22 protein-coding genes are annotated in these 26,211 nt (G+C 64.2%); 9 read left to right on the top strand and 13 right to left on the bottom strand.

Translation table 11 applies throughout. The features are described from left to right. Window positions 1-12: 12 nt before the first annotated feature. From ACE3OO_RS09950 to ACE3OO_RS09940, 3 genes are read right to left on the bottom strand one after another with little or no spacing between them, the layout of a single operon-like run. Window positions 13-3,744, bottom strand: coding sequence for a nitrate reductase subunit alpha (locus ACE3OO_RS09950; RefSeq protein ID WP_374302339.1), 3,732 nt, complete (start codon window positions 3,742-3,744; stop codon window positions 13-15). A 22-nt stretch (window positions 3,745-3,766) separates the two neighbouring features. Next, window positions 3,767-5,122 (bottom strand): MFS transporter, encoded by a 1,356-nt coding sequence (locus tag ACE3OO_RS09945; RefSeq protein ID WP_374302337.1) that lies wholly within the window; start codon window positions 5,120-5,122, stop codon window positions 3,767-3,769. 3 nt (window positions 5,123-5,125) lie between these two features. After that, window positions 5,126-6,499 (bottom strand): nitrate/nitrite transporter, encoded by a 1,374-nt coding sequence (locus tag ACE3OO_RS09940; RefSeq protein WP_374302335.1) that lies wholly within the window; start codon window positions 6,497-6,499, stop codon window positions 5,126-5,128. A gap of 234 nt (window positions 6,500-6,733) precedes the next feature. Here ACE3OO_RS09940 and ACE3OO_RS09935 point away from each other — a divergent pair, with 234 nt between their 5' ends. Further along, window positions 6,734-7,480, top strand: a complete 747-nt coding sequence (locus ACE3OO_RS09935; RefSeq protein ID WP_374302333.1) for a cyclic nucleotide-binding domain-containing protein — start codon at window positions 6,734-6,736, stop codon at window positions 7,478-7,480. Window positions 7,481-7,498: 18 nt separating this feature from the next. Here the strand turns inward: ACE3OO_RS09935 and ACE3OO_RS09930 are convergent, their stop codons facing one another. After that, complete coding sequence (locus ACE3OO_RS09930) at window positions 7,499-8,443, bottom strand: radical SAM/SPASM domain-containing protein (RefSeq protein WP_374302330.1); 945 nt, start codon at window positions 8,441-8,443, stop codon at window positions 7,499-7,501. On the opposite strand from ACE3OO_RS09930, the gene ACE3OO_RS09925 reads away from it, so the two are divergent. Both ACE3OO_RS09925 and mog read left to right on the top strand, forming a co-directional pair. Further along, on the top strand, window positions 8,433-8,597 hold the full coding sequence (locus ACE3OO_RS09925) for a hypothetical protein (protein ID WP_374302328.1): 165 nt from the start codon (window positions 8,433-8,435) through the stop codon (window positions 8,595-8,597). The genes ACE3OO_RS09930 and ACE3OO_RS09925 overlap by 11 nt on opposite strands. 50 nt (window positions 8,598-8,647) lie before the next feature. After that, entirely contained in the window at window positions 8,648-9,184 is a 537-nt protein-coding gene (gene mog, locus ACE3OO_RS09920) for a molybdopterin adenylyltransferase (RefSeq protein ID WP_374302326.1), read from the top strand. Between the two features lie 7 nt (window positions 9,185-9,191). Here the strand turns inward: mog and ACE3OO_RS09915 are convergent, their stop codons facing one another. Genes ACE3OO_RS09915 through ACE3OO_RS09905 form a run of 3 tightly spaced genes read right to left on the bottom strand, consistent with a single transcriptional unit; the run spans window position 9,192 to window position 11,556 of the window. Beyond that, entirely contained in the window at window positions 9,192-9,596 is a 405-nt protein-coding gene (locus ACE3OO_RS09915) for a carboxymuconolactone decarboxylase family protein (protein ID WP_374302325.1), read from the bottom strand. 25 nt (window positions 9,597-9,621) lie between these two features. Further along, window positions 9,622-10,221, bottom strand: coding sequence for a 2-hydroxychromene-2-carboxylate isomerase (locus ACE3OO_RS09910; RefSeq protein ID WP_374302323.1), 600 nt, complete (start codon window positions 10,219-10,221; stop codon window positions 9,622-9,624). An 18-nt stretch (window positions 10,222-10,239) separates the two neighbouring features. After that, a complete protein-coding gene (locus ACE3OO_RS09905; protein ID WP_374302321.1) occupies window positions 10,240-11,556 on the bottom strand; it encodes a deoxyguanosinetriphosphate triphosphohydrolase in 1,317 nt (438 codons plus the stop codon). Between the two features lie 137 nt (window positions 11,557-11,693). Between ACE3OO_RS09905 and ACE3OO_RS09900 the strand changes: the two genes are divergently transcribed. The 5 genes from ACE3OO_RS09900 to ACE3OO_RS09880 all read left to right on the top strand — a co-directional run bounded on the left by ACE3OO_RS09900 (window position 11,694) and on the right by ACE3OO_RS09880 (window position 17,208). After that, on the top strand, window positions 11,694-13,409 hold the full coding sequence (locus tag ACE3OO_RS09900) for an ATP-binding protein (RefSeq protein WP_374302318.1): 1,716 nt from the start codon (window positions 11,694-11,696) through the stop codon (window positions 13,407-13,409). Window positions 13,410-13,521: 112 nt separating this feature from the next. Continuing rightward, entirely contained in the window at window positions 13,522-14,502 is a 981-nt protein-coding gene (locus tag ACE3OO_RS09895; RefSeq protein ID WP_374302316.1) for a Bug family tripartite tricarboxylate transporter substrate binding protein, read from the top strand. Between the two features lie 9 nt (window positions 14,503-14,511). Beyond that, window positions 14,512-14,985, top strand: a complete 474-nt coding sequence (locus tag ACE3OO_RS09890) for a tripartite tricarboxylate transporter TctB family protein (RefSeq protein WP_374302313.1) — start codon at window positions 14,512-14,514, stop codon at window positions 14,983-14,985. Window position 14,986: 1 nt separating this feature from the next. After that, the gene (locus tag ACE3OO_RS09885) at window positions 14,987-16,462 is read left to right on the top strand and encodes a tripartite tricarboxylate transporter permease (RefSeq protein WP_374302310.1); all 1,476 of its coding nucleotides are present in this window, start codon (window positions 14,987-14,989) and stop codon (window positions 16,460-16,462) included. Between the two features lie 287 nt (window positions 16,463-16,749). Then, window positions 16,750-17,208 (top strand): PaaI family thioesterase, encoded by a 459-nt coding sequence (locus tag ACE3OO_RS09880; RefSeq protein WP_374302307.1) that lies wholly within the window; start codon window positions 16,750-16,752, stop codon window positions 17,206-17,208. 4 nt (window positions 17,209-17,212) lie between these two features. Here the strand turns inward: ACE3OO_RS09880 and ACE3OO_RS09875 are convergent, their stop codons facing one another. Then, a complete protein-coding gene (locus ACE3OO_RS09875) occupies window positions 17,213-18,097 on the bottom strand; it encodes a hypothetical protein (RefSeq protein WP_374302304.1) in 885 nt (294 codons plus the stop codon). 233 nt (window positions 18,098-18,330) lie between these two features. Between ACE3OO_RS09875 and ACE3OO_RS09870 the strand changes: the two genes are divergently transcribed. Continuing rightward, window positions 18,331-19,059 (top strand): substrate-binding periplasmic protein, encoded by a 729-nt coding sequence (locus ACE3OO_RS09870; RefSeq protein ID WP_374302302.1) that lies wholly within the window; start codon window positions 18,331-18,333, stop codon window positions 19,057-19,059. A 95-nt stretch (window positions 19,060-19,154) separates the two neighbouring features. On the opposite strand, the gene pnp is transcribed toward ACE3OO_RS09870, so the two are convergent. From pnp to infB, 5 genes are all read right to left on the bottom strand, one after another. After that, window positions 19,155-21,305: a polyribonucleotide nucleotidyltransferase gene (gene pnp, locus ACE3OO_RS09865; protein WP_374302300.1), complete on the bottom strand. Its 2,151-nt coding sequence runs from the start codon at window positions 21,303-21,305 to the stop codon at window positions 19,155-19,157. A 267-nt stretch (window positions 21,306-21,572) separates the two neighbouring features. Continuing rightward, window positions 21,573-21,842 carry a 30S ribosomal protein S15 gene (gene rpsO / locus ACE3OO_RS09860; protein ID WP_374302297.1) on the bottom strand — a complete coding sequence of 90 codons (270 nt, stop codon included), beginning with the start codon at window positions 21,840-21,842 and terminating at the stop codon, window positions 21,573-21,575. Between the two features lie 18 nt (window positions 21,843-21,860). Continuing rightward, on the bottom strand, window positions 21,861-22,766 hold the full coding sequence (truB, locus tag ACE3OO_RS09855; RefSeq protein WP_374302294.1) for a tRNA pseudouridine(55) synthase TruB: 906 nt from the start codon (window positions 22,764-22,766) through the stop codon (window positions 21,861-21,863). Further along, a complete protein-coding gene (rbfA, locus tag ACE3OO_RS09850; protein WP_374302292.1) occupies window positions 22,763-23,248 on the bottom strand; it encodes a 30S ribosome-binding factor RbfA in 486 nt (161 codons plus the stop codon). Before rbfA ends, truB begins: the two co-directional genes overlap by 4 nt. 32 nt (window positions 23,249-23,280) lie before the next feature. Further along, window positions 23,281-26,163, bottom strand: a complete 2,883-nt coding sequence (gene infB / locus ACE3OO_RS09845) for a translation initiation factor IF-2 (protein WP_374302289.1) — start codon at window positions 26,161-26,163, stop codon at window positions 23,281-23,283. Window positions 26,164-26,211 lie beyond the last annotated feature (48 nt).

The following is a 26,211-nucleotide window of genomic DNA, read 5'->3' as shown; positions in this document are numbered from 1 at the left end:
GTCTGTGCTGGCTTATTCGGCCGCCGCGGTGCCGGGCCGCGGGCCTTCCAGCCAATCCACATTGGCCATCTTGCGCACCACGACGAACTCATCGCGGTTGGTGCCGATCGTGCCGTAGTAGTTGAAGCCGTAGCTGAGCTGGGCATAGCCGCCGATCATATGGGTCGGCTTGACCGTGGCGCGCGTCACCGAGTTGTGGATGCCGCCGCGGGCACCCGTGATCTCGCTGCCTGGCACGTTCACGATCTTCTCCTGGGCGTGATACATCAGGATCATGCCCTCGTTGACGCGCTGGCTGACCACCGCGCGCGCCACCAGCGCACCGTTGGAATTGAAGACCTCGACCCAGTCGTTGTCCTCGACGCCGGCTTTCTTCGCATCCACCTCACTGAGCCAGACGATCGGCCCGCCGCGCGACAGCGTGAGCATCATCAGGTTGTCGGTATAGGTGCTGTGGATGCCCCATTTCTGGTGCGGCGTGATGAAGTTCAGCAGGATTTCCGGATTGCCGTTGCTGCGCTTGCCATGCACCTCGGCCACGCTGCGCGTGTCGATCGGCGGGCGGTAGGTGCACAGACCCTCGCCGAAGGCCAGCATCCAGGGGTGATCCTGGTAAAGCTGCTGGCGGCCGGTGAGCGTGCGCCAGGGAATCAGCTCATGCACGTTGGTGTAGCAGGCGTTGTAGCTGACATGCTCGGATTCGAGTCCGCTCCAGGTCGGCGACGAGATGATCTTGCGCGGCTGCGCCTGCAGGTCGCGGAAGCGCAGCTTGTCGTCCTCGCGCGGCACGGCCAGGTGGGTATGGTCGCGGCCGGTCGCCTTCGAGAGCGCCGCCCAGGATTTCACCGCCACCTCGCCGTTGGTTTCCGGCGCCAGCGACAGGATCACCTCGGCCGCCTCGATATCGGTCTCGATCTTCGGCAGGCCCTGGCTGATGCCCGGCTCGGTGACCTTGCCGTTCAGCTTGGCCAGGAAATCCACCTCGTGCTGGGTATTCCAGCTGATGCCCTTGCCGCCATTGCCGATCTTGCTCATGAGCGGGCCGAGCGAGGTGAACTTCTTGTAGGTGTTCGGATAGTCGCGTTCGACCACCGTGATCTGTGGCATGGTCTTGCCCGGGATGGGCTCGATCTCGCCCTTGCGCCAGTCCTTCGGCTCGAATGCCTGGCCCAGCTCGGCCGGCGTATCGTGCATCAGCGGCGTGAGCACGATGTCCTTCTCGACGCCGAGATGGCCCTCGCAGACGGTGGAGAACTTCTTGGCGATGCCCTTGAAGATTTCCCAGTCGCTGCGCGCCTCCCAGGCAGGATCGACCGCCGCCGACAGCGGATGGATGAAGGGATGCATGTCGGAGGTGTTCATGTCGTGCTTTTCGTACCAGGTGGCTGTGGGCAGCACGATGTCGGAATACATGCAGGTGGTGGACATGCGGAAATCCAGCGTCACCAGCAGGTCAAGCTTGCCTTCCACGCCGTCGCGCCAGACTACCTCTTCCGGCTTGCGGCCGCCCTCTTCGCCCAGGTCCTTGCCCTGCACGCCATGCTGGGTGCCGAGCAGGTATTTGAGGAAGTATTCGTGCCCCTTGCCGCTGGAGCCCAGGATGTTGGAGCGCCAGACGAACATGTTGCGCGGGAAATTGACCGGATTGTCCGGATCCTCGCAGGACATGCGGACATTGCCGCTTTTCAGCTTGTCGATCAGGTAGGGCCCGGGCTCCTGCCCGGCGGCCACGGCCTCCTTGGCCAGATGCAGGGGATTGCGCTCGATCTGCGGTGCACTGGGCAGCCAGCCCATGCGCTCGGCCCGCACGTTGAAGTCGATCAGCGAGCCCGTCAGCTTCTTCGGCGCCACCGGCGAGAGGATCTCCTCAACCGCCAGCTTCTCATACCGCCACTGGCCGGTATGGGCGTAGAAGAACGACGTGGAATTCTGCTGGCGCGGCGGACGGTGCCAGTCCAGCGCAAAGGCCAGCGGCAGCCAGCCGCATTGCGGGCGCAGTTTCTCCTGGCCCACGTAATGCGACCAGCCGCCACCCGACTGGCCGATGCAACCACACATCGCCAGCAGGTTGATGATGCCACGGTAGTTCATGTCGGCGTGGTACCAGTGATTCACTGCCGCACCGAGAATGACCATGGACTTGCCCTTGGTCTTGTCGGCGTTGTCGGCGAAGGCACGCGCCACGGCAACCACCTGCTCGCGCGGCACGCCGGTGATGCGTTCCTGCCAGGCTGGCGTATAGGGCAGATCCTCGTCGAAGCTTTTCGCGGTGTTCGGATCATTGATGCCGCGATCGACGCCGTAATTGGCCAGGAACAGGTCGTAGACCGCCGCGGCCAGAACCGGGCCGGTCTTCGTTTCGATCCGCTTGACCGGGATTTTCCGCTCGATCACATCGGGATGGACGCTGTGATTGAAATGCTCGTGGACGATTCCGCCAAAATAGGGGAAGGCCACCGCCTTCACCTCGTCCTCGATTCCCTTCAGGCCCAGTCGCAGCTTGGCCTCGGCGCCGCCGGCTTCCTTCTCTTCCAGATTCCACTTGCCCTGTTCGCCCCAGCGGAAACCGATCGAACCCAGCGGTGTCACCAGCTTGCCGGTGGCCTCGTCGATGGCAATGGTCTTCCAGTCCGGATTGTTGGCCTGGCCCAGATTGTCGGCGAAATCGGATGCGCGCAGGAAACGGTCCGGCACCAGGCGTCCGTCGCGTTCGACCAGCATCACCAGATTCGGCATGTCGGTATAACGCCGGCAGTAATCCTGGAAATACTCGCTGCGGCCCTTGGCGTGGTACTCGCTCAGGATCACATGGCCCATCGCCATGGCCAGCGCCGCATCGGTGCCCTGCTTGGGATGCAGCCACAGGTCGGCGAATTTCGACGCTTCGGAATAATCCGGCGTCACCACCGCCACCTTGGCGCCCTTGTAGCGCACCTCGGTCATGAAATGGGCGTCCGGCGTGCGGGTCTGCGGCACGTTCGAGCCCCACAGCATCAGGAAGGTGGAATTGTACCAGTCGGCCGATTCCGGCACGTCGGTCTGCTCACCCCAGGTCTGCGGCGAGCTGGGCGGCAGGTCGCAATACCAGTCATAGAAACTCATGCAGACGCCGCCGATCAGCGACAGATACCGGCTGCCGGCCGCATACGACACCATCGACATGGCCGGGATGGGCGAGAAGCCGATGATGCGATCCGGCCCAAAGGCCTTGATCGTGTAGGCGTTGGAGGCGGCGATGATTTCGTTCACCTCGTCCCAGGTGGCACGGACAAAGCCGCCCAGGCCGCGGGCCGACTTGTATTCCTTCGCCTTGGCCTTGTCCTCGACGATGGACTGCCAGGCCGCCACCGGATCGCGGTGGGTCTGCTTCGCCGCGCGCCACAGCCGCATCAGGCGGCCGCGGATCATCGGATACTTCACGCGGTTGGCGCTGTAGAGGTACCAGGAATAGCTGGCGCCACGCGAACAGCCGCGCGGTTCGTGGTTGGGCAGATCGGGCCGCGTGCGCGGATAGTCGGTCTGCTGGGTTTCCCAGGTGACGATGCCGCCCTTTACATAGATTTTCCACGAACAGGAACCCGTGCAATTGGCCCCATGGGTGGAGCGGACAATACGGTCATGGGCCCAGCGGTTGCGGTAGGCATCTTCCCAGGCGCGGTCTTCGGTGGTGACCAGTCCGTGCCCGTTGGAGAAATCACCGACCTGTTTGCGGAAATACGTCAGACGATCAAGAAAGCGGCTCATGGTTGGGGCTCCATTGAGGTGATCAGCACGGACTCTCGGCGCCCTTGCGGGCGTAGTACCACCAGTTGATGCCTACGTTGACCGCGTAATAGAACGCGGCCCAGTAGAAGAAGGCATTCGGCGAGCCGAACAGAGTCATCGAATAACCCAGCATGATGCCAGCGGCGAACGGGCCATAGGCGGCGATCGCACTAGTCCAGCCGATCACGCCGGCAGCCTGCCGCGGTTCGAACAGCATCGGCATCTGCTTGAAGGTCGAGGCATTGCCGATGCCAGAGAAGAAAAACAGACCCAGCATGAAGGCGAGGAAATACGGGAAGTCGGCCAGTGAAGTGGGCGACGTATAGAAAGTAACGCCCACGGCACAGGCGATCAGGCCAATGCCCGACCATTGCGTGACGATGGCACCACCGAAGCGATCCGACAGCGGGCCGGCGATCACGCGCATGATCGAACCGATCAGAGGCCCGAGGAAAGCATAGGCCAGGGGATCGGGGGCGTTCGGGAAGCCGCCATAGGTCTGGCGGATCAGCAGTGGGAACGTGGCCGAGAAACCGGAGAACGAACCGAAGGTCATGACATACAGCGTTGTCATGAAGAAGCCGTGCTTGAGCTTGAAGATGTCAAGCTGGTCGCGGAAGTTGGCGCGTACCGGCACGCTGCGCAGCATGAACCAGGCCAGAATGCCGAACAGGGCAATCAGCGGCACGTAGACCAGCGCGGCATTCTGCAGCCAGATCTTGCTCTGCACGCCCGCGCGGGTGAAATCCAGCGGCTCGCCGGCCAGACTGCCGAACAGGGCCATGCCGATGATCCACGGCGTGACGAACTGCACGATACTGACACCGAAATTGCCGATGCCGGCCTGAATGGCCAGCGCCGTGCCCTGCAGGCGCTTGGGGAAGAACAGGCTGGTGCTGGGCATGAAGGACGAGAAGTTGCCGCCGCCCAGGCCGGCCAGGAAGGCCAGCACCATCAGCACCCAGTAGGGCGTGGTGGGATCCTGCACGGCATAGAACCAGCCGATGGCCGGGATCAGCAGGCTGAGCGTGGAAATCGCCACCACGTTGCGCGTGCCATAGAGCGGCACCAGGAAGGTCTGGATGATGCGCAGCGTGCCGCCGGCAAGGCCCGGCATGGCCGCCAGCCAGAACAGTTCGCTCTGTGTCAGCTTGAAGCCGGCGCCCGGCAGGCGCACCACCAGGGCCGAGACCATGAACCAGACGATGAAGGCCATGGTCAGGTTGGCCGTGGTGATGATCAGGGTGCGCCAGGCAATCGATTTGCCGGTGGTTTCCCAGAACTGGGGATTTTCCGGTTCCCAGCGGTTCAGCCATGCCCCCTTGCGGACAGGGGCGTTGTCGGTGGCGATGGTCATGGTTCAGGCCTCCTTGGGCCGGACGGAAGCGGCGGTCGCCTGTGATGCGCCAGCCAGCTTGGCTGGCGCGCCGCCTTCGGCGAGTTCGGGCAGATCCTGCGGACCGCGCAGGGCCGGATGCTTGCGGCGTTCCATGCGGATGATCGCGAAGTGCATCCAGGTCAGCGCCGTGGCGACCAGCACGAACAGCAGCATGAAGCAGCTGGTCCACACGCCGACGATGTCGTTCAGCGCGCCGAAGGCGATGGGCAGGATGAAACCGCCCAGGCCGCCGATCAGGCCGACCACACCGCCCACGGCGCCCACATGATTGGGGTAGTAGACCGGGATGTGCTTGTAGACGGCGGCCTTGCCCAGCGACATGAAGAAACCGAGCACGAAGGCGATCACGGTGAACGGAATGAAGCCGATGGCGATCGTGAAGCTGATCGGGCCCTTGATGCCATGCACCGTGTATTCGGTGGCCGGGTAGGACAGCAGGAAGGTGCAGATCACCGAGACGATGAAGGTCCAGTACATCACCCGGCGGGCGCCGTATTTGTCGGACAGCACGCCGCCATAGGCGCGGAACAGGCTGGCCGGGATCGAATAGGCCGCACCCAGCATGCCGGCCGCCTTAACATCCAGGCCGTAGACACCCATGTAGTAGCGCGGCAGCCACAGGGCCAACGCGACAAAGGCGCCGAAGACGAAGAAGTAATACAGCGAGAAGCGCCAGACCTGCAGGTTCTTCAGCGGTGCAAGCTGGGCCAGCAGCGGCTCGGGCTTGGCGCCCGTACGCTTGCGCTCGGCCAGGGCGGGATCGTCCTTGGTCACCAGCAGGAACAGCACCGCCATCACCAGCAGGGCGACAGCCCAGACCTTGGCGACCATTTCCCAGCCGAAGGCCACCATCACGAAGGGCGCGACGAATTTGGTGACGGCGGCGCCGACATTGCCCATGCCGAAAACGCCAAGCGCGGTGCCCTGCTTCTGCTTGGGGTACCATTTCGACACATAGGCCACGCCCACGGCGAAGGAACCGCCGGCAATACCGACGCCCAGGGCCGCGAGCAGGAAGGTTTCATAGGAATAGGCCGAGGTGAGCAGCCAGGTAGCGATCGCGGCCGCCACCATGACGACCGTGTAGACCAAGCGCCCGCCATACTGGTCGGTCCAGATGCCGAGCAGCAGACGGCTGAGCGAACCGGTCAGGATCGGCGTGCCGATCAACAGGCCGAACTGGGTCTCATTGAGGCCAAGGTCTTTTTTGATCTGGATGCCAATGATCGAAAAGATCGTCCAGACGGCAAAGCAGACCGTGAAAGCCACCGTGCTCATCACCAGAGCGGTGGATTGGCCGGCAGGATTGTCGGTGGGGGCGGTTTGGGAGGCCATTGTCGTCTTCTCCTGCATCCCGAATTGCAGCAGCGGAATGCGCAGCCACGATGTGTGAGGCCGCCGGAAAACCGATTGCGTTAGATCAAGCCCATGGTCGCGATGGTTCTTTTGCACTGCGATAAGTTGACATGTGTCAAAAAACGCTGGGATTGCCTGCAAGACTATGCTTGATATCAGTCAATGCCCGATTGGCTGTGCACTCTATTCTGCCCCTGTTCATGGAGGTGAAACATGCGTGCCGTTGACCAGGAATTGCTGGAAAAGACCGAGATTTATCAAAGGCTCGACCATGCGATTGTCGAGCGCCTGGTGCGTGATTGCCCGGTGCGGGAATACCCCAAGAATGCGATTCTCACGCAGCAGGGCGATGCCTCGGAATACGTTCATCTGATCCTGAGCGGCCGCGTTGCACTCATGGCTGAATGCTGCGATGGCGAAACGACAGTCGTCACCACCTTCGGCAGCGGTGAAATATTCGTTAGTGCAGCGACAATCCTGCAGATGCCCTATCTGGTCACAACCAAAACCACCGCCCCCTCGCGCGTATTGCTGATTCCGAGCGCACGGTTCCGCCAGGCCCTGGAAACCGAGCATGCCCTGGCCCTGATGATGGTTGACCGCCTGGCCCGCCACTGGCGCCTGCTGGTGGAGCACCTGCGCGAACTGAAACTGCATACCGCCATCGAGCGGCTTGCCAGCTATCTGGTGCGCCATAGCCCTGTTGCCAGCGGCGCGGCCCGCTTCCGGCTGGCCGACGATCGGAAAACCATAGCCGCCGAACTGGGCATGAGTTCGGAATGTCTGTCGCGGACTTTCCAGCAATTGCGCGGCTACGGCATTCGCGCCAGTGGCAGCCGCGTGGAGATCGCAGATGTACGCAAGCTGCGTGATCTCTATCGCCCGGTGGCGCGCGCGGCCTCTAACGCTCATGCAACGGCCGGCAGCGCCACGCCTCATGAAGGCCTGGCGCTGTCGTAGTAGCGTCGCGGGTCAAATTCACTTGTAGGCGGCGCAACCCTCGCACACCGTGCCGCGCACATCCCCCTTCAGATGGGCCCGGCGCAAATCCTGGAAGACCGGCGAATTCCAGGCTCCGGTGAAGCTTTCCGCTGTCAGGTCGCCCATATGGAAACGACCGTCATGGTCGAAGCAGCAGGCCGACAGCTTGCCGTCCCAGGTGACATGCCCCTCGGTGAACACCGCCCAGCAGGGCAACGGGTCGCGCAACGCGGCCGCCCGGCCACGATTGCCGGCCACCGCCGACCAGCCGCGCATATCCTCCTCGCCACTGACCAGATCGGCCTGGCTGTAGAGCGGCAGGGCGTAAACCTCATCCACATAGGACCGGATCTCGTCGAGCGCCTTCTGCATCCGCTCCCCCTGCTCGCCGTCATATTCGATATAGGAGGCATACAATCCGCAGCCGTAACCCGCTTCGTCGCGGATGGCGCGGGCGGAGCGGATATTGTTCTGGATGGCATCGAAATAGCGCGGCTTCACGCCGGCAACATCGCTGAACTGCTCGGCGTCGGCGTAATTGTAGGAGAATTTCAGCGAGTCGAGCCCCGCCTCCATGCAGGCGCGCACCCGTTCGGGCGAGGCGAGCGAGCCATTGGTGGTGAGGAAGACATAGGGATAGCCGCAATCCTGCTTGGCGTAGCTGATGGCTTCGGGCAGCCATGGCACCATGAAGGATTCGCCCAGGTAAAACAGGCCAAGCTCCTCCACGCCCGCATCGCGCATCTCGCGCACGAGCCGGCGGAACAGGCCCTTGTCCATGTCTTTCTGGTCACGCAGCCGCATGTCGCGGGCGCAGAAGGCGCAGGCGAAATTGCAGCGGCCGGTCAGTTCGATCTTGACCGAGCGCGGCACGGGCGCGATGGCGTGGGCACGCGCGGGCTCGATAAAGGTGACGGCATCGATACGGTCGGTGATCGTCATGGTCGCATCCTTTCCGGAGATCAGGGATGCGACGACGCTGCGCCGCAGTGTTGAATCGGCGGTTAATAAGCTCTGCGGTGTTTTGCCGCGTTATGTGGTTCGCTGCACAGCGCCGTTGATCCGCATCAAAAATCCGCCCGCGCAAAACTTGTAAAAGCAACTTGTTGGCACAACGGTCCGTCAGAAAATCCGGAGATTAGAATCATGACAAGCATACCGATCGGCGTCGTCACGGTTTCGGATCGGGCCAGCGCCGGCATTTACGAAGATCGCGGCGGGCCGGCGATCATTGCCGAGTTGCAACGGATTCTGACCACGCCCTGGCGCGCTGAAAGCCGCGTGATTGCCGACGAGCGCCCGCTGATCGCCTATACGCTGACCGATCTCAGCGACCGGCTGCATTGTCCCCTGATCGTCACCACAGGCGGCACGGGGCCGGCCCTGCGCGACGTGACACCGGAAGCGACCGAAGATGTCTGCGAAAAGATGATGCCGGGATTCGGCGAACTGATGCGCAGCGTCAGCCTGCAATCGGTGCCAACGGCGATCCTGTCGCGTCAGACCGCCGGCATCCGTGGCAACAGCCTGATCATCAACCTGCCCGGCAAACCCACGGCGATTGCCGAATGCCTGGCGGCCGTGTTTCCGGCGATTCCCTATTGCATCGACCTGATCGGCGGGCCCTATCTGGAAACCGATCCCGCCGTCTGCCGCGCCTTCCGCCCCGCGGCGAAGACCTGAGGCCGTCTCAGTCCTTCTTCTTCACCGCGCCGGCTTCCTGCAGCACCTCATTGGCGGTCTTGAAAGCCTCCAGACCAGCGGGAATGCCGCAATAGATGGTGGCCTGCAGCAGGACTTCCTTGATCTCGTCCGGCGTGAGCCCGTTATTCAGCGCGCCCTTCACATGCAGGCGCAGCTCGGGCGCGCGATTGAGCGCCGTCAGCATGGCCAGATTGATGATGCTGCGCGTCTTGCGATCAAGCCCCGGACGACCCCATACGTAACCCCAGCACCATTCCGTGGTCACATGCTGGAAGGCCATCATGAAATCGTTGGCATTGGCCAGTGATCGGTCGACGTAGTCGGCGCCCAGCACTTCGCGGCGCACCTTCAGGCCGCGATCGAACAGGGCCTTGGTATCATTCTCTGACATGGCTGCTTCCTCGCCGGTTCTTCGATTATGCCTTCGCCAGGGCGCGATCGACGAAATCCAGGCGATCCTGTCCCCAGAAGATTTCACCATCGATCACGTAGGACGGCGCACCGAACACATTGGCCTCGATGGCCTGCTGCGTGCCGCGTGCATACTCGGCCTGAACCGCATCGCTTTCAGCCGCGGCAAACAGCTTGGCCGGATCCAGTCCGCATTCGGTGACGATCTGCTCCAGCACATCGGGATCGGCGATATTGCGATCCTCGGCCCAGATGGCATGCATCATGGCGTGGGCAAGGCCGACCGCATCCTGCCCGGCCTCGCGGCTGGCGATCACCAGCCGCGCCGCCAGCGCCTCGTTCATCGGAAAGAAGGAGGGCTGCAGATTGAGCGGCACGCCGAGGAACTCGCGCCAGCGCTTCAGCTCGACGATGCGGTAGGCCTGGCGCTGCGGCGCACGCTTGGCCAGCGGCAGGCCGCCGCTGACCGGAAACACTTCGGCCGCCGCCATGGGAATGATCCGGATGCTGGCGCCATGGCGCTTTGCGATCTCGGCGAACCGCCTGGAGCCCAGATAGGCCCAGGGCGATGCGAGGAATACATAGTAGTCAACGATCTTGGCCATGCGGCCCTCCCTCAGAATTCATTGCAGGCCGCGCAGGCGCTGGAATTGCTTCAATGCATACGAATCGGTCATGCCGCTGACAAAATCCGTAACGCTCAGCAGCCAGTCATATCGATCGGCGGCCGGATCGGGCAGACGCGGCATCAGCCGCAGCAGGGCATGCTGGCGTGGACTGATGACGACGATATCGCCCGCCTTCTCCAGGGCGAGATGGGCATCACAGAAGGCCGCCAGCAAACTGGTGAGGATTTCACCGCCCATCACCTCGGTCTGGAAACGCTCGCGGGTCTGGAAAATCCGGCTGCGGGTGAATGCGGCGATTTCGGCCAGGTGCGGCGCCATCGGCGACTGCCCCATCAGATCGCCAGTGAAGCCGCCATGCAAAATGGCGGTTTCGTTGGCGCAGAACACATCCACGGCCTGGTCGATCAGGTCGCCGATCACCTTGGCGCGCAGATAGGCGATCTTCCAGGTTTCGTCGTCGATTTCCTTATAGCGCGGCGGCCGGCGCCGCAGCAGGCTGTGCAGCCGTTCCTCGGCTTCCGCAAAGGTGATGCGGCCCAGCTTGAAGCCGTCTTCGATGTCGATCACCGAATAGCAGATGTCGTCGGCGGCCTCGACCAGATAGGTCAGCGGGTGGCGGGCGTATCGATCCTCGCCCAGCCGGCTGAGGCCCACCGTTTCCACCATTTCTTCGAATAGCAGGGTCTCGGCAGCGAAATGGCCGAACTTGCCCTTGGCCGGATCGGCGGCCAGGCTGCCGAAAGGATATTTCATGAAGGTGGCCAATGTGGCACAGGTCAGCCGCAGGCCACCGGCATCGCGCCAGTTCTGCAGGCGGGTCATCACCCGGAAACCCTGGGCATTGCCTTCGAAATGAAGGAAGTCGCGACGCTGCTGCTCAGGCAGCGGCGCGATCAGTTCAGCACCCGGGCCGCTGCGGAACCAGTGCTGGATCGTGGCTTCGCCAAAATGGCCGAATGGCGGGTTGCCGATATCATGGCCGATACAGGCGGCGGCAACGATATGGCCGAATTCGGCGGCCGTGATGTCCTTCAGGCCATTGCCATGGCGCTGCAACACGGTTTCACCGACCTGCGCGCCCAGCGAGCGGCCGACGGAGGAAACCTCCAGCGAATGGGTCAGCCGGTTGCGCACATAATCGCTCTCGGGAAGCGAGTGGACCTGCGTCTTGTCCTGCAACCTGCGGAAGGCGGAACAAAACACCACGCGATCCCAGTCCTTCTGGAAGGGATTGCGGGATGGCGTCACCGGCTCGGCGCCACGGTGACCAAGTCTCTGGGCGGAGAGCAGCCGGGACCATTGCATCGTCATGGTTGCACTGTGAAGAGAATGATTTTCGCTTTCAAGGGCTTGCTGCAATCACAAAACGGAAGTCCGAAGTTTTGATTGCGCAGACCACGTCCGAGATAGGAAGATTAACGAAAGCACAAATACAACGTGGCGTTTTCATGGTCATTCCGACGATTGCCGTTACCGCGACTGTTTCCCCCCTGATCGTCGCCCTGGCCTGCCTGTTCGCCCATCGTAAACTGGGCGGCGGCCGCCATTTGCTGTTCTGGGCCATTGCCCATGCCTGCCTGCCGATCCCGTTCGCGCTCATCGGTTTCACCGACTGGCCGATCAATCCCAACCGGCTTTTGTCGGTGACCGCGGTCAGCGCCATTCTGCTGTCGGCGGTGATGCTGGCCAGCGGCATCCGCGTGCAGACCGGCCGCAGCGACCGGCTGGAAGTGTCGTTAGCCGTGGCGGTCGCGCTCACTGTCGGCACGTTGCTGATCCAGCATGTCACCGGCCTGACCTATGCCATTCCCATCGCCGTGGGCGCGATATGCCTGTTATACGCGGGCGCGCTGCTGATGATGCACCGGCGGTCGCTGCTCTATTTCCTCACCGGCGGCCTGCAAATGGCGCGTGGCGGCATGGCGATCTATTACGCGCTTGGCCTGACCGCGCTTGGCGATCAGCTGAACGGTGCGCTGGCAGGCGCGATCTTTGCCAATCTGCTTACCGGGCTCGGATTGATGATGATCGAGTTCGACAATGCACGGCAGCGCGAACACATCACGCGCGAGGACGAACAGGAAACCCGCAAATTCCTGCAGACCCTGATGGATGCCATGCCGGCGACCATCACCTACAAGGACAGCGAGCTGCGGTATCGCCTCGCCAACCGGGCCCTGCGTGAGCTGCTGAGACCCTACAAGACCGATCCGATCGGCAAGACCTGGAGTGAAATCGCCGGCCCCGAAACCGCCGCCGTGGTCGAGCAGCAGGACCGCGCCATTCTTGCCACGGGCGAATCCATGCATATGGAACAGGGCTGGACCGGACCGGACGGCAGGCCGATCATCGCCCTGGCCCAGAAAGTGCCGCTGAAGGATGAAGATGGCCGCGTAGTTGGCATCATCACCTGCGGCATCGACATCACGCGCCTGAAGGAAACCGAGGCGCAGCTTATCGAACAGCGCGAAGCCGCCGAAACCGCCAGCCGCACCAAGACCGCCTTCCTGGCCAATATGAGCCACGAATTGCGCACGCCGCTGAATGCCATCATCGGTTTCGCCGAGATGATGGCGGCTGGCTATACAGGCGCATTGACGCCGCGCCAGAAGGAGTACGCCGTCAACATCAGCCGGTCCGGCGAACACCTGCTGCGGCTGGTGAACGACATCCTCGATCTGTCGCGGCTGGAGAATGGCCGGGTCGAACTCAACATCACGACCTGCGATTTCGATACCCTGGCACAAAGTGCGCTGGCCATGGTGGAGCCGCAGGCCCGCGAGGCCGGCATCAGGCTGGCCTTCACGCCATGCAAGCTGAAGGTTCGCGCCGACGAGCGGGCATTGGTGCAGATCATGGTCAATCTCATGGGCAACGCGGTGAAGTTCAACCGCCCCGAAGGCAGCGTGAGTCTGCAGGCAGAAAGTACAGACGGGGTGCTGTGCATCCGTGTGGAGGATACGGGGATCGGCATGAGCACGGCGGAAAGCCATGCCGTCATCCAGCCCTTCTATCGCATCGACGCCTATCGCGCCCGCGCCAATAGCGGCGCGGGGCTGGGCCTTTCGATCTGTCGTAGTCTGATCGAACTGCATGGCGGCAGGCTGGAGATCCGCAGCCGGCCGGGGCTAGGCACCTGCGTCGAGGTGCTGCTGCCGGCCTGATAAAGACGGCTTTCCCATAAGGTGCAAATTTCCTGTCGCCTCCCCTTGTCATTTCCCCGGCAAGGCGGCTCTACTCCCGGTAATGAATACGACATCGTCCAGGGAGGACATCATGATGCACCGCCGCGACTTCCTTCGTTCCAGCGTCTATGGTGCTGCCGCTTTCAGCCTGCTGCCGGCCCTGTCGATGCCGGCCCAGGCGCAGGCTGTCGATACGCTGAAGCTGTTCGTGCCGGCCAATCCGGGCGGCGGCTGGGATCAGACCGCCCGCAGCATCGAACTGGCGCTGAAACAGGCCAATCTGATCAAGGGCGCGCAGGTGACCAATGTGGGTGGCGCCGGCGGCGCCGTCGGTCTGCCGCAATTCGTCAATCAGTGGAAAGGCCAGGGCAATGCCCTGATGGTGGCCGGCATGGTGATGGTTGGCGCCCTGATCGCCAACAAGTCGCCGGTGAAACTGTCGCAGGTCACGCCGATCGCGCGCCTGACCGGCGAGTTCCAGGTCGTGGTCGTGCCCGCAGCCTCGCCGATCCAATCAATGGCCGATCTCGTTGCCGCCTTCAAAGCCGATCCGGCCAAGGTATCCTGGGCCGGCGGTTCCGCCGGTGGCTCTGACCACATCCTGGCCGGCATGATCGCCAAGGCCGCCGGCGCGGACCCGAAGAAGGTTTCCTATGTGGCATATTCGGGCGGCGGCCCGGCCCTGGCCGCCCTGCTGGGCAACCAGGTTACCTGCGGCATTTCCGGTTATGGCGAGTTCGGCGAACAGGTGAAGGCCGGCAAACTGCGTGCCCTGGCGATCTCGGCCGACAAGCGCCAGCCCGGCATCGACATTCCCACCATCAAGGAGCAGGGCCTGGACGTCGAACTGTTCAACTGGCGCGGCGTGTTTGCTCCGCCCGGCGTGAAGGATGCCGACCGCGCCGCCATGATCGACCTGATGACCAAGCTGAATGCCAGCCCGGCCTGGGCGGAGCAGCTCAAGGCACGCGACTGGACCGGGATTTTCCTCGCCGGTGATGCCTATGCCAAATACATCGAGCAGGAAAACACCCGCATCGAGGCGATCCTGAAAGAGATCGGACTGGCCTAAGCCGCCGGCATGCAGCGTCTGCGCAAACCGGAAAGCCTTGTCGCCATCGGCGTGATCGGACTGGGCTGTCTTGCCCTGTACGAGACGACGCGGATCCCGGTCTCGCCGATGTATGCCCGGGTCGGCCCCACGGCGATGGCGTATGCCGCCAGCCTGCTGCTGATCGGCCTTGGCCTGGCGCTGCTGATTCAGTCCTGGCGGGGCCGCTGGGTCACCGCGCCGGAAGAGGCCGAAACGCCGGTCAATCCACGCGCGGCGGGGTGGCTGTTGCTGGGCCTTGTGCTGAATGTCGGCCTGATCGGACCGCTGGGATTCGTGCCGGCTTCCATCTTGCTGTTTACCTGCACGGCGCGCGCCTTCGGCAGCAGGCGGCCGCTGCGCGACGCGATGATCGGCGCGGCTTTCGCCGCCATAGCCTATTTCGGTTTCGCGCAACTGCTGGGCATCAATATCGGCGCCGGAATCCTGGAAGGCTGGATCTGACATGGAAACCTTGAGCCTGCTGGCGGATGGTTTCGCGGTTGCCTTGCAGCCGGCGAACCTGCTCTGGGCCATTGTCGGCGTTACGCTCGGCACGGCCGTCGGCGTGCTGCCGGGCCTGGGCCCGGCGCTGACCATCGCGTTGCTGCTGCCGATCACCTTCCATGTTCCGGCAACGGCCGCCTTCATTCTGTTTGCCGGCATCTATTACGGCGCCATGTATGGCGGCAGCACCACATCCATCCTGCTCAACACGCCGGGCGAAAGCGCCACCATCATCACCGCGCTGGAAGGCCACCGCATGGCGCGCAAGGGCCGGGCGGCAGCGGCCCTGGCCACCGCCGCGATCGGCAGTTTCATCGCCGGCACGATCGGCACGCTGGGCATCACCTTCCTGGCGCCGCCCCTGGTCGAATTCGCCCTGCAATTCGGTCCGGCCGACTATTTCGCCCTGATGGTGCTAGCCTTCATCGCCGTGTCGGCCGTGCTGGGCAGCTCTGTGCTGCGCGGCCTGACCTCGCTGGCCCTCGGCATCCTGCTTGGCCTGATCGGCATCGACCTGCAGACCGGCCAGCCACGCTTCACCTTCGGATTGCCCGAACTGCTGGATGGCATCAACGTGATCGTGGTCGCCGTAGGCCTGTTTGCCGTCGGCGAGACCCTGTATCTGGCGGCGCGTCCGCAGGTGAATGCCACGCTGACGCCGTTGAAGGGCAAGGCATGGATGACGCGCGAGGATTGGCGGCGCTCGTGGAAGCCCTGGCTGCGTGGTTCGGCCATCGGATTCCCGTTCGGCGCGCTGCCGGCCGGCGGCGCGGAAGTTCCAACCTTCGTCAGTTATTTCGTCGAGAAGAAACTGTCGAAACATCCCGAAGAATTCGGCCATGGCGCCATCGAAGGCGTGGCCGGGCCGGAAGCCGCCAACAACGCATCGGCGGCCGGCGTGCTGGTGCCGATGCTGGCACTGGGCCTGCCGACCTCGGCCACCGCGGCGATCATTTTGTCGGCCTTCCAGTCCTACGGCATCAATCCCGGACCGTTGCTGCTGCAGAACCAGCCCGAGCTGGTCTGGGGCCTGATCGCCTCGCTGTATGTCGGCAATGTCATGCTGCTGGTGCTGAATCTGCCGCTGGCCGGATTGTGGGCCAAGATCCTCGCCATTCCGTCACCATGGCTGTATGGCGGCATTCTCGTCTTCGCCACCATCGGCACCTATGGCATCAGCCAGTCGGCCGTCGACCTGGTTCTGCTCTATCTGATCGGCGGGGTCGGCTACCTGATGCGGCGTTTCGATTTTCCGGTGGCGCCGACCGTGATCGGCATGATCCTCGGTCCCTTTGCCGAACAGGAATTCCGCCGGGCGTTGACCATCTCGGGCGGCGATTTCAGCGTCTTCGTCACGCGCCCCCTCAGCGCCACGCTGCTGGCATCGGCCGTTCTGCTGCTGGTCCTGCCGCTGCTGCTGCGTCGCCGCGCCTGAAGCCGATAGGCCGTAACGGCCCGTTTGTTAACGGTAAAAATGACAATTTTGCGGCACACGTGAATCGTGATTGCCATCACTGCAACTTTGCCGCCGCGCGCCTATATAGAATGCACAGGAGCGGATGATGTTGCAGCGTTGTCCCTTCCTTTTTCCTCCCCCAACGATCCCCCCTCGAGGGGCGGCCCTCCCCCCGGCCGCCCCTCACTTTTTTTGACCGGACTTTTACCGGCAATGCAGGGACCGCATGGCTTGCCTTCGCGCCATGCATGGGCGATGACACGGTCATGAAACCCAGACCACATCCCGTGCCGGCCGGCTTCAAGATTCTGCCGCCGGTCTCCCCTTTCTTCCGCACGCTTGGCAAGGTTTACATCCTGGAACGGCCCGGCCTGGCCCCGGTCTACGGCCTGCATGTGCGGCCCAAACATGCCAACCGCCACGGCACCGGCCATGGCGGGTTTCTCGCCACTTTGGCGGATACCTTCATGGCGGCCTTCGTGCATCATCAGCGCCGCGAGATCGGCACCATGTGGACCATCCGTCTGAACATGGAATACAAGCGCCCGGCTCCGATGGGCGCCTGGCTGGAATGCCATCTGGCCGATATCCGGCGCGAGGGCGCTTTTGTGACCGTGGATTGCGTGCTGCAGACCGGCCCGGGATTGCAGGGCCCGGCGGAAAACCCGGTGATCACCAACAAGGCAACGGCCGTATTCAAGGTCTCCGACCGCGCGCCGGCCTGACGGATTACTGCCCGGCAGGCGGCAGGGCCGAGGGCGGCGGGGCGGCTGAAACGATGCGGCAGATCAGGGCGCGGCCGCTGGCCTCTTCCAGACGGATTTCCTCGCCACTCCGCTCCGCGCCCCAACCGGCACCGAAATAATCGTAGCGGGCGCCCGGCGGCTGGCGCATCAGCGTGACCGGCGGACGGTCGCGGGTTTCCACCACCAGCCTGTCCTCCGCCGCACCCAACACCGCATGCAGGGTGTCGCTGCAACGGAACACGATCTCGCCACCGGCACCGGCCAGACGGCGCGCCTCCTCCGAGGGGACGGTTTCAGGCACCGATGTTATGGAGAAACTGGTCGAGCGGCTGGTGTCCTGCCAGGCCGGCCGGGCGGATGCCAGTCGTTCCAGGGCCGCCTTGGCCTGCAGCTGGGCGGCACGGATTTCGGCATCGGTCGGCTCGGTTTCGATGCCGTCCACCGTCTTGAGGCCGTCGCGGAAACGGCCATTGGCGAAAGACAGGCTTAATTCAACGCGGCGGAAACCATCCATCGAACCGGCCTGGCCGCCACGGCGACGGCCATGCTCGCCGTAATGCATCAATTCGCCGTTGTGGAAGGTGAACACCACATTGGCGCTGCCGAAATCGCCGTAACTGCGCCATTCGGCAATCCGTTCAGGCTTGCCGTCGCGGATCGCAGCTTCCCATTCGGCATTGGCATCGCCGGCGGTGTAGCGTCCGCGCACAATAGTTGCGCCGGCTGTGACATCCTCGGTTTCGCCGGGCATCTGCTGGGCCGGTTCGCTGGTCTGGGCTAATGCCGGAATGCCCAGGCCGGCCAGCAGGAGGACAAAGCCGGCCAGCCGGGGGAAACATCCGGAGCCGATGACAGGCAACATCGTCATGACCGGCAGCATGCCTCGGGAAAGCGGCAGGAATCAGGCAACGGCATCATCAGAGAAATCCCAAGAATTCCCGGATTTTTTGTGCAGCGAATCGGGAATGTGGGGATTTTACTGCACCGCAACGATCTGCGCCCGGGGTAATCAATTCATAAGTCGCGACAAAAGCAAAATTCCGCGAAAATAAACGCATCAGGATAGGGGAGAGCCGGTTGCGCGGCATCGCGATCATAATCATGGCCCTGCTGGGTCTGCTGGCCGGCCAGACGCCCATTCGCGCCCAAGCCCAGGCGGACTTGCAGATCGTGGCGCCGGCGCGGCCGCCATATATCGTCGACCAGGACGGTTTCGGCACCGGCCCCGCCGTGGAACTGGTGCAGCATCTGGCCCGCAGCATCGGCAGCGATCCCACCGTGCGCATCCTGCCCTTCCAGCGCGCCGTGCTCGCCCTGGACCAGGGCAACACGCTCTACCCCGCCCTGCTGCGCACGCCGCAACGGGAAAAGCGATATGCCTGGATCGGCGAGGTTTACGTCGACCGTGCCGTCTTCTTCACCCGCCGCGACCAGCAGGCCGTGAATGCACTGACTGCCGCCCGTGGCCTGCCGGTGATCGGGGTCATGCGCGGCTCGGAACTGCAATCCATCCTGCAATCGCTGGGGCTGGAGCAGATCGAGGTCAATGCCTCGGAAAACGATAACGCCCGGTTGCTGCAGGCCGACCGGATTTCCGGCTGGTTCACCCTGGAGGCCGTGGGACGCGCCACCTGGCGCGAACTGGATTTCAATCCGGCCGATCTGCGGTCGGGCGAGCCTTTCGCCCTGCTCTCCTTCTGGATCGCGGGATCGGCCAACCTGCCGCCCGCCACCGTGGCGAAACTGCGGGCCAGCTACCGGGCGATGCGGGCCGACGGCCGCTATCAGCGCATCATCGCGCCGCTGGCGGCCCTGACCGCCCCATCATGATGCACGCCTGATCATGATGCGTGGGTGATGCAGCACACATGAAAAAGGCCGGGATCGCTCCCGGCCTTTTCGTTTGCAGCATTGCCGCGCGAGGTTTAGTCAGCCTGGACGGCTTCGCCCTCATCGGCGCGCGGCTTGTTCGACAGGTCCTCGCCGGTGGCCTGGTCGACCACCTTCATCGAGAGGCGGACCTTGCCGCGCTCGTCGATGCCCAGCACCTTGACGCGCACTTCCTGGCCTTCCGACACCACGTCGCTCGGCTTGTTGACGCGCTTGGGCGCCATTTCCGAAACATGGACGAGGCCATCGCGGCTGCCGAAGAAGTTCACGAAGGCGCCGAAATCGACGATCTTCACGACCTTGCCCTTGTAGATCATGCCGACCTCGGGCTCCGAGACGATCGACTTGATCCACTGCACCGCGGCATCGGCAGCGGCCGGATCGCTGGACGCGATCTTGATCGTGCCATCATCCTCGATGTCGATCTTGGTGCCGGTCTTCTCGACGATTTCGCGGATCACCTTGCCGCCCGAACCGATCACTTCGCGGATCTTGTCCTTCGGCACGCTCATGGTGGTGATGCGCGGGGCATTCTCCTTCACACCGGAGCGGTTCTGCGAGATCGCCTTGGCCATTTCGCCCAGGATGTGAATACGGCCGTGCTTGGCCTGATCCAGCGCGACACGCATGATCTCCTCGGTGATACCGGCGATCTTGATGTCCATCTGCAGCGAGGTGACACCCTGTTCGGTGCCGGCCACCTTGAAATCCATGTCGCCGAGATGATCCTCGTCGCCCAGGATGTCCGACAGCACGGCATAGCGGCTGCCTTCCAGGATCAGGCCCATGGCGATACCCGCCACCGGCGCCTTGAGCGGCACGCCGGCATCCATCAGCGCCAGCGAGCTGCCGCAGACGGTGGCCATCGAGGAAGACCCGTTCGACTCGGTGATCTCCGAGACGACGCGGATCGTGTAGGGGAACTCTTCCTTCGCCGGCAGCAGCGGGCGCACGGCACGCCAGGCCAGCTTGCCATGGCCGATTTCGCGGCGGCCCGGCGAGCCCATGCGGCCGGCTTCACCGACCGAGTAGGGCGGGAAGTTATAGTGCAGCATGAAGCTTTCGCGGTATTCGCCGTCGAGCGCATCGATGATCTGCTCGTCGGTGCCGGTGCCGAGCGTGGTGACCACCAGCGCCTGGGTCTCGCCACGGGTGAACAGCGCGGCGCCATGGGCGCGCGGCAGCACGCCGACTTCCGAAACGATCGGACGCACGGTCTTGGTGTCGCGGCCATCGATACGCAGGCCGGTATCGAGGATGTTGAAGCGCACGACCTTGGCTTCCAGATCCTTGAACGCATCGGACACGTCGACCGGATTGGCCTCGCCCTCGGCGAACAGCGCCTTGGCCTTGGCCTTCACTTCGCCGACCTTGGCGTAGCGGGCCTGCTTGACCTTCTCCTGATAGGCGACGCGCAGATCGGCCTCGATGCCGGATTCCTCCAGCTTCTTCAGCGCGGCTTCATAGCCCGTGCGTTCAGCCAGCGGCATCGCGTCCTTGGCGGCGCGTTCGGCCAGACCGATGATCGCCTCGATCACCGGCTGGAAGCCCTTGTGACCATGCATCACGGCGCCGAGCATGATGTCTTCCGGCAGCTGCTGGGCTTCGGATTCCACCATCAGCACGGCATCGGCCGTGCCGGCGACGACCAGATCCAGCTTGTTGTTCGGATCGGTCATCTGCGACTTGGTCGGGTTCAGCACGTATTCGCCGTTGATATAGGCGACGCGGGCGGCACCGATCGGACCCATGAAGGGAATGCCCGAGATGGTGAGCGCGGCCGAGGCGCCGACCATGGCAACGATATCGGGATCGTTTTCCATGTCATGCGACAGAACGGTGGCAACCACCTGGGTCTCGTTACGGAAGCCGTCGGCGAACAGCGGACGGATCGGGCGGTCGATCAGGCGGGAGACCAGCGTCTCCTTCTCGCTCGGACGGCCTTCACGCTTGAAGAAGCCGCCGGGGATCTTGCCCGCGGCGAAGGTCTTCTCCTGGTAATTCACGGTGAGCGGGAAAAAATCCACGCCCGGCTTGGCCTGCTTGGCGGCAACGGCGGTGCACAGCACGATGGTATCGCCATAGGTCACCATCACGGCGCCATCGGCCTGGCGGGCGATCTTGCCCGTTTCGATCACGAGCTTGCGCCCGCCCCACATCAATTCGGTTTTGTGGATATTGAACATATTGACCTTCTTCCTTCCTGCAGCGCTGCAGTCCCTGACTTGCAGCACCCGGCGGGACGGCGCCCATCGCCTCCCGCCCGGCCGATGCGGCTGATCTTCAGCCGACCTCGGCAAACCGGCATTGCGGGCCCATCCCGAATGCCGGCCTGTCCGGACTATTGATGAAACACCAACGCCCGCCCCCGGCTGATCTGCCGCAGGCGGGCGTGGCATGTCGTGTCCGGAATACGGCCGCTCGCGTCTTGTATCGCGCCAGCGGCCATATCGTTACTTGCGGAGACCCAGGCGCTGGATCAGCGCATCGTAGCGCGCCGGATCGGTGCGCTTCAGATAGTCGAGCAGGCTGCGACGCTTGCTGACCATCATCAGCAGGCCGCGGCGCGAATGCACGTCCTTCTTGTGGGTCTTGAAGTGTTCAGTGAGATTGTTGATCCGCTCGGTGAGCAGAGCCACCTGAACGTCCGGCGAACCGGTGTCGCCCTTCTTGGTGGCGAATTCGGAAACCAGCGCGGTCTTGCGCTCGGCAGTGATGGTCATGCGACTAACTCCGCGACATCATAGGTTAAACAAACGCAGCGGCCTGACCTCGTCGGCGAGACGCTCGGCAATTCCAACGGCCTTGCCGTCGGCTGTCACCAGCATTTCTCCTTCCGGCGGGAGTCCGGGTGCCGCCATCGCGATCCGGATCGACTGGCCGTGCCTGAGGCGGTCGGCCTGGGGGCCGGTTACAACCAAGGCCGGGATGTCGTCCAGCGCGGTTTCAACCGGCAGCAGATACGCGTGCGCGGCGTCCTTTTGGCATAGTTCCTCAAGGGAATCCAGCGAAAAAGCCCGGTCCAGGCCATAGCGGCCGACCCGGGTGCGGCGCAGGGCCACCACATGGCCGAAACAGCCCAGAACTTCGCCGAAATCCCGGGCGAGGGCCCGCACATAGGCCCCCTTGCCGCAATCCACCTCGAACACGGCATGATCCGGATCCGGAATATCCACCAGGCGCAGGGCATCGATCCGGATCGGCCGGGGGGCCAGGTCGGGGGCCTGCCCGGCCCGGGCCAGGTCATAGGCCCGCTCGCCCGCCACTTTCAGGGCCGAATAGGCCGGCGGACGCTGCATGATCTCGCCCACGAATGCCGGCAGCATGGCCTCGATCGCCGGCCGGTCGGGGCGGACATCGGACCGGACGATCACCGGCCCCTCGGCATCGTCGGTGCTGGTCGCTTCGCCCCAGCGCACGGTGAAACGGTAGGTTTTGCCCGATCCCATGACATAGGCGACCGTCTTGGTCGCCTCGCCCAGCGCGATCGGCAGGATACCGGTGGCCAGCGGGTCGAGCGTGCCGCCATGGCCGGCCTTGGCCGCCTGGGTCAGGCGGCGCACTTTCGCCAGGCACTGGGTCGAGGTCAGACCAAGCGGCTTGTCGACGATCACCCAGCCATGGACCGGGCGGCCCTTCCGTTTCATTCCTCGGTCTCGTCGTCGGCCGGCTTTTTCAGATCGGCCTGCACGACGGGATGCAGCAGCGCGCGCTCGACGCGGGCGGCCTCGTCGAAGCTTTCATCCAGCTTGAAAGAGAAACTCGGTGCCAGACGCAGGTTGATGCGGTGTGCCGCTTCGGTGCGGATATAGGCATGGGCGCGATTCAGCGCCGCGATGGTTTTCGTGGCATCCTCGCCACCCAGGGGCATGACGAAGGCCGTGGCGTTGCGCAGGTCCGGGCTGACCCGCACTTCGGTCACGGTGACCGACACGCCATCCACCAGGTCGGGATCGCGGAAATGGCCGCGCAGCAGGATATCGCTCAGGATATGGCGCAGTTCCTCGCCGACCCTGAGCTGCCGCTGGCTGCGGCCGCCGGGCAGGTCAGCCTGGGAACGAGCGCCACGGCTACCCTGGGGACGACCGCCGCGCGCGCCGCTATGGGCGCCTTTGCCGCGCTGTGCCATGACCCATCACTCCGTCGGATTGTGGCGCGCGCTTACAGCTCGCGCGCCACGCTCTCGAGTTCGAAACACTCGATGACGTCACCCTGCTTGATGTCGTCGTAATTCTCGAACGACATGCCGCAATCCATGCCCTGCTTGACCTCGCGCGCGTCGTCCTTGAAGCGCTTGAGGGTCGAGAGCGCACCTTCGTGGATGACCACGTTGTCGCGCAGCAGACGCACCTTCGCGCCGCGCTTGACCAGGCCCTCGGTGACCATGCAACCCGCCACCTTGCCGACCTTGGTGATATTGAACACCTCGCGAATCTCGGCATAACCGAGGAAACGCTCGCGGATCGACGGCGCCAGCATGCCCGAAAGCAGGGCCTTCAGGTCATCCAGCACGTTGTAGATGATCGAGTAGTAGCGGATATCGACGCCATCGCGCTCGGCCATCTCGCGCGCCTGCTTGGAGGCACGCACGTTGAAGCCGATGATGGCGCCCTTGGACGCCGCCGCCAGGGCGATATCCGACTCGCTGATCGCGCCGACCGCGCCATGCAGGATACGGACGCTGACTTCCTCGGTGGCCAGTTTCTGCGCCGCGCCGATGATCGCTTCCAGCGAACCCTGCACGTCGGTCTTGACCACGATCGGCAGTTCCTTCTGCTCGCCGGCCTTGATCTTGGCGAACATCTGGTCGAGCGAACCGCGCGCCGAAATGGCGCTCTTGGCTTCGCGCTGCTTGCGCTCGCGGAATTCGGCAACCTCGCGGGCGCGCGCCTCGTTGTCGACGACGACGAATTCGTCGCCGGCTTCCGGCGTGCCCTGCAGGCCCAGCACTTCCACCGGCACGGCCGGACCGGCCGACACGGCGTTCTTGCCGTGATCGTCGATCAGGGCGCGCACGCGACCCCAGGACGTGCCGGCCACGAAGACGTCGCCGACATGCAGGGTACCGCGCTGCACCAGCACGGTGGCGACCGAACCACGGCCGCGCTCCAGCTTGGCTTCCACCACCACGCCTTCGGCGCGGCGATCGGGATTGGCCTTGAGATCGAGGATTTCGGCCTGCAGCAGGATCGCCTCTTCCAGCGCATCCAGCCCCTTCTTGGTCTTGGCCGAAACCTCGATCGACTGCACGTCGCCGCCCATCTGCTCGACCACGACTTCGTGGTTCAGCAGTTCCTGCCGCACCTTCTGCGGATTGGCCTGCGGCTTGTCGCATTTGTTGATCGCCACCACGATCGGCACGCCGGCCGCCTTGGCGTGATGGATCGCCTCCACCGTCTGCGGCATCACGCTGTCGTCAGCGGCAACCACCAGAACGACGATATCGGTGACCTTGGCGCCGCGGGCGCGCATCTGGGTAAAGGCTTCATGGCCCGGCGTGTCGAGGAAGGTGATGGCCTTGCCCGACTTCAGGCGCACCTGATAGGCGCCGATATGCTGGGTGATGCCGCCGGCTTCGCCGCTGACCACGTCGGTCTCGCGGAGAGAGTCGAGCAGCGAGGTCTTGCCGTGGTCGACGTGGCCCATGACGGTGACGACCGGTGGACGCGGCTGCAGCGCGCCCTCCTCGTCCTTCTCGCCGCCCAGGCCCAGTTCGACGTCGGATTCGGCCACACGCTGCACGTGATGGCCGAACTCGCTCACCACCAGTTCGGCGGTATCGGCATCGATGGTCTGGTTGATGGTGGCCATCACGCCCATCTTCATCAGGGCCTTGATGACGTCCACGCCACGCTCGGCCATGCGGTTGGCCAGTTCCTGCACCGTGATGGTCTCGGGAATCACCACGTCGCGCAGGATCTTCTGCTGTTCGGCGGTGCCCTGGTGCATCGCGCGCTTCTCACGCTCGATGCGACGGCGGAAGGACGCCACCGAGCGGACACGCTCGTTGTCGTCCAGCGCCTTGGTCACACTGAGCTTGCCGGCGCGGCGTTCGGCGCCGTCGCGGCCGCGGCTGGGCGCGGCCTTGGCGGGCGCGGCCTTGGCGCCAGCGCCACGGCGCTTGCCGCCAGCTTCGTCCTCATCATCCACGGCGGCGCGGGCAATGGCGGCCGGCGCACCCGGCGATGCTTCCGTCCCCGTGGTTTCCGGCGCGTTCAGGCGGCGGGCCGCTTCGGCCTCGGCCTTCTTGCGCGCATCGTCTTCAGCCCTCTTGCGCGCGTCCTCGTCGGCCTGGCGGCGCAAAGCCGCCTCACGCTCGGCATGAACACGGGAAAGCTCTTCCTGACGACGGCGCATGTCCTCTTCGGCCACGCGACGCATCTCGGCGAATTTACGGCGCTCGTCCTCGTTCACGCGGCTACGCGCCTGGCGTTCCTCGTCCGACATGGGCTTGAGCACCATGCCGGTCGGACGCTGCGGGCGCTGCGCGGCGCCCCGCTCGCGGTCACGGTCGCGGCCCGGGCGCACATCGCCGGTCGGCTGCGCGGTCATGCGCGGGCCAGCCCGGCCAGCTTCCGGACGCGCCGTTTCGGCGGCACGCGGCGTGACGGCGGCAGGCTTCGGCTCTGCCGGGACAGGCGCGGCTGGCGCGGCAGCGGCGGCCTTGGCGGTTTCGGCGGCGGCGCGGGCAGCGGCCTCTTCGGCAGCCTTGGCGGCCTGTGCCGCGTCGTGTTCGGCAATGATCTCGGCCCGCGACGGCACCGTCACGCTGGACGTGGCCGGCTTCGGCGCGGCAGCAGCGGCCTTGGGTGCGGCAGCAGGCGTTGGCGCAGGCGCGGCAGCGGGCGGCGCGGCCTCGGCCTTACCGGCAGCGGCACCCGGCGGCACGATGGTGCGCTTCTTGCGCACCTCGACCGTCACCGCCTTGGTCCTGCCATGACTGAAGCTCTGGCGCACCTGGCCGGTCTCGACGGTTTTCTTCAGCTCCAGCCGCTTGGGCCGCGCTGCCGCCTTGTCCTTGTCCTGCTCGTTCACGTCGCTCATACAGTCCGCTTCCGCCTACCGCTCAAAACTCATCCGCATCGGTCCGAT

Source organism: Ferrovibrio sp., assembly GCF_041906005.1.
In the GTDB taxonomy this organism is placed as follows: Bacteria; Pseudomonadota; Alphaproteobacteria; order Ferrovibrionales; family Ferrovibrionaceae; genus Ferrovibrio.
The sequence above is the reverse complement of the archived record's forward strand: the minus strand, read 5'-3'. Positions and strand labels throughout refer to the sequence as shown.

What these genes read in the sequence shown, in the direction of transcription:
- infB (WP_374302289.1), bottom strand. Translation starts at nt 26,163, where the DNA reads ATGAGCGACGTGAACGAGCAGGACAAGGACAAGGCGGCAGCGCGGCCC.
- ACE3OO_RS09905 (WP_374302321.1), bottom strand. Translation starts at nt 11,556, where the DNA reads ATGACGATGCAATGGTCCCGGCTGCTCTCCGCCCAGAGACTTGGTCAC.
- ACE3OO_RS09880 (WP_374302307.1), top strand. Translation starts at nt 16,750, where the DNA reads ATGAAACCCAGACCACATCCCGTGCCGGCCGGCTTCAAGATTCTGCCG.
- ACE3OO_RS09900 (WP_374302318.1), top strand. Translation starts at nt 11,694, where the DNA reads ATGGTCATTCCGACGATTGCCGTTACCGCGACTGTTTCCCCCCTGATC.
- ACE3OO_RS09895 (WP_374302316.1), top strand. Translation starts at nt 13,522, where the DNA reads ATGATGCACCGCCGCGACTTCCTTCGTTCCAGCGTCTATGGTGCTGCC.
- rpsO (WP_374302297.1), bottom strand. Translation starts at nt 21,842, where the DNA reads ATGACCATCACTGCCGAGCGCAAGACCGCGCTGGTTTCCGAATTCGCC.
- rbfA (WP_374302292.1), bottom strand. Translation starts at nt 23,248, where the DNA reads ATGGCACAGCGCGGCAAAGGCGCCCATAGCGGCGCGCGCGGCGGTCGT.
- ACE3OO_RS09875 (WP_374302304.1), bottom strand. Translation starts at nt 18,097, where the DNA reads ATGACGATGTTGCCTGTCATCGGCTCCGGATGTTTCCCCCGGCTGGCC.
- ACE3OO_RS09910 (WP_374302323.1), bottom strand. Translation starts at nt 10,221, where the DNA reads ATGGCCAAGATCGTTGACTACTATGTATTCCTCGCATCGCCCTGGGCC.
- truB (WP_374302294.1), bottom strand. Translation starts at nt 22,766, where the DNA reads ATGAAACGGAAGGGCCGCCCGGTCCATGGCTGGGTGATCGTCGACAAG.
- ACE3OO_RS09940 (WP_374302335.1), bottom strand. Translation starts at nt 6,499, where the DNA reads ATGGCCTCCCAAACCGCCCCCACCGACAATCCTGCCGGCCAATCCACC.
- ACE3OO_RS09890 (WP_374302313.1), top strand. Translation starts at nt 14,512, where the DNA reads ATGCAGCGTCTGCGCAAACCGGAAAGCCTTGTCGCCATCGGCGTGATC.
- ACE3OO_RS09885 (WP_374302310.1), top strand. Translation starts at nt 14,987, where the DNA reads ATGGAAACCTTGAGCCTGCTGGCGGATGGTTTCGCGGTTGCCTTGCAG.
- ACE3OO_RS09930 (WP_374302330.1), bottom strand. Translation starts at nt 8,443, where the DNA reads ATGACGATCACCGACCGTATCGATGCCGTCACCTTTATCGAGCCCGCG.
- mog (WP_374302326.1), top strand. Translation starts at nt 8,648, where the DNA reads ATGACAAGCATACCGATCGGCGTCGTCACGGTTTCGGATCGGGCCAGC.
- ACE3OO_RS09945 (WP_374302337.1), bottom strand. Translation starts at nt 5,122, where the DNA reads ATGACCATCGCCACCGACAACGCCCCTGTCCGCAAGGGGGCATGGCTG.
- ACE3OO_RS09870 (WP_374302302.1), top strand. Translation starts at nt 18,331, where the DNA reads ATGGCCCTGCTGGGTCTGCTGGCCGGCCAGACGCCCATTCGCGCCCAA.
- ACE3OO_RS09915 (WP_374302325.1), bottom strand. Translation starts at nt 9,596, where the DNA reads ATGTCAGAGAATGATACCAAGGCCCTGTTCGATCGCGGCCTGAAGGTG.
- pnp (WP_374302300.1), bottom strand. Translation starts at nt 21,305, where the DNA reads ATGTTCAATATCCACAAAACCGAATTGATGTGGGGCGGGCGCAAGCTC.
- ACE3OO_RS09935 (WP_374302333.1), top strand. Translation starts at nt 6,734, where the DNA reads ATGCGTGCCGTTGACCAGGAATTGCTGGAAAAGACCGAGATTTATCAA.
- ACE3OO_RS09950 (WP_374302339.1), bottom strand. Translation starts at nt 3,744, where the DNA reads ATGAGCCGCTTTCTTGATCGTCTGACGTATTTCCGCAAACAGGTCGGT.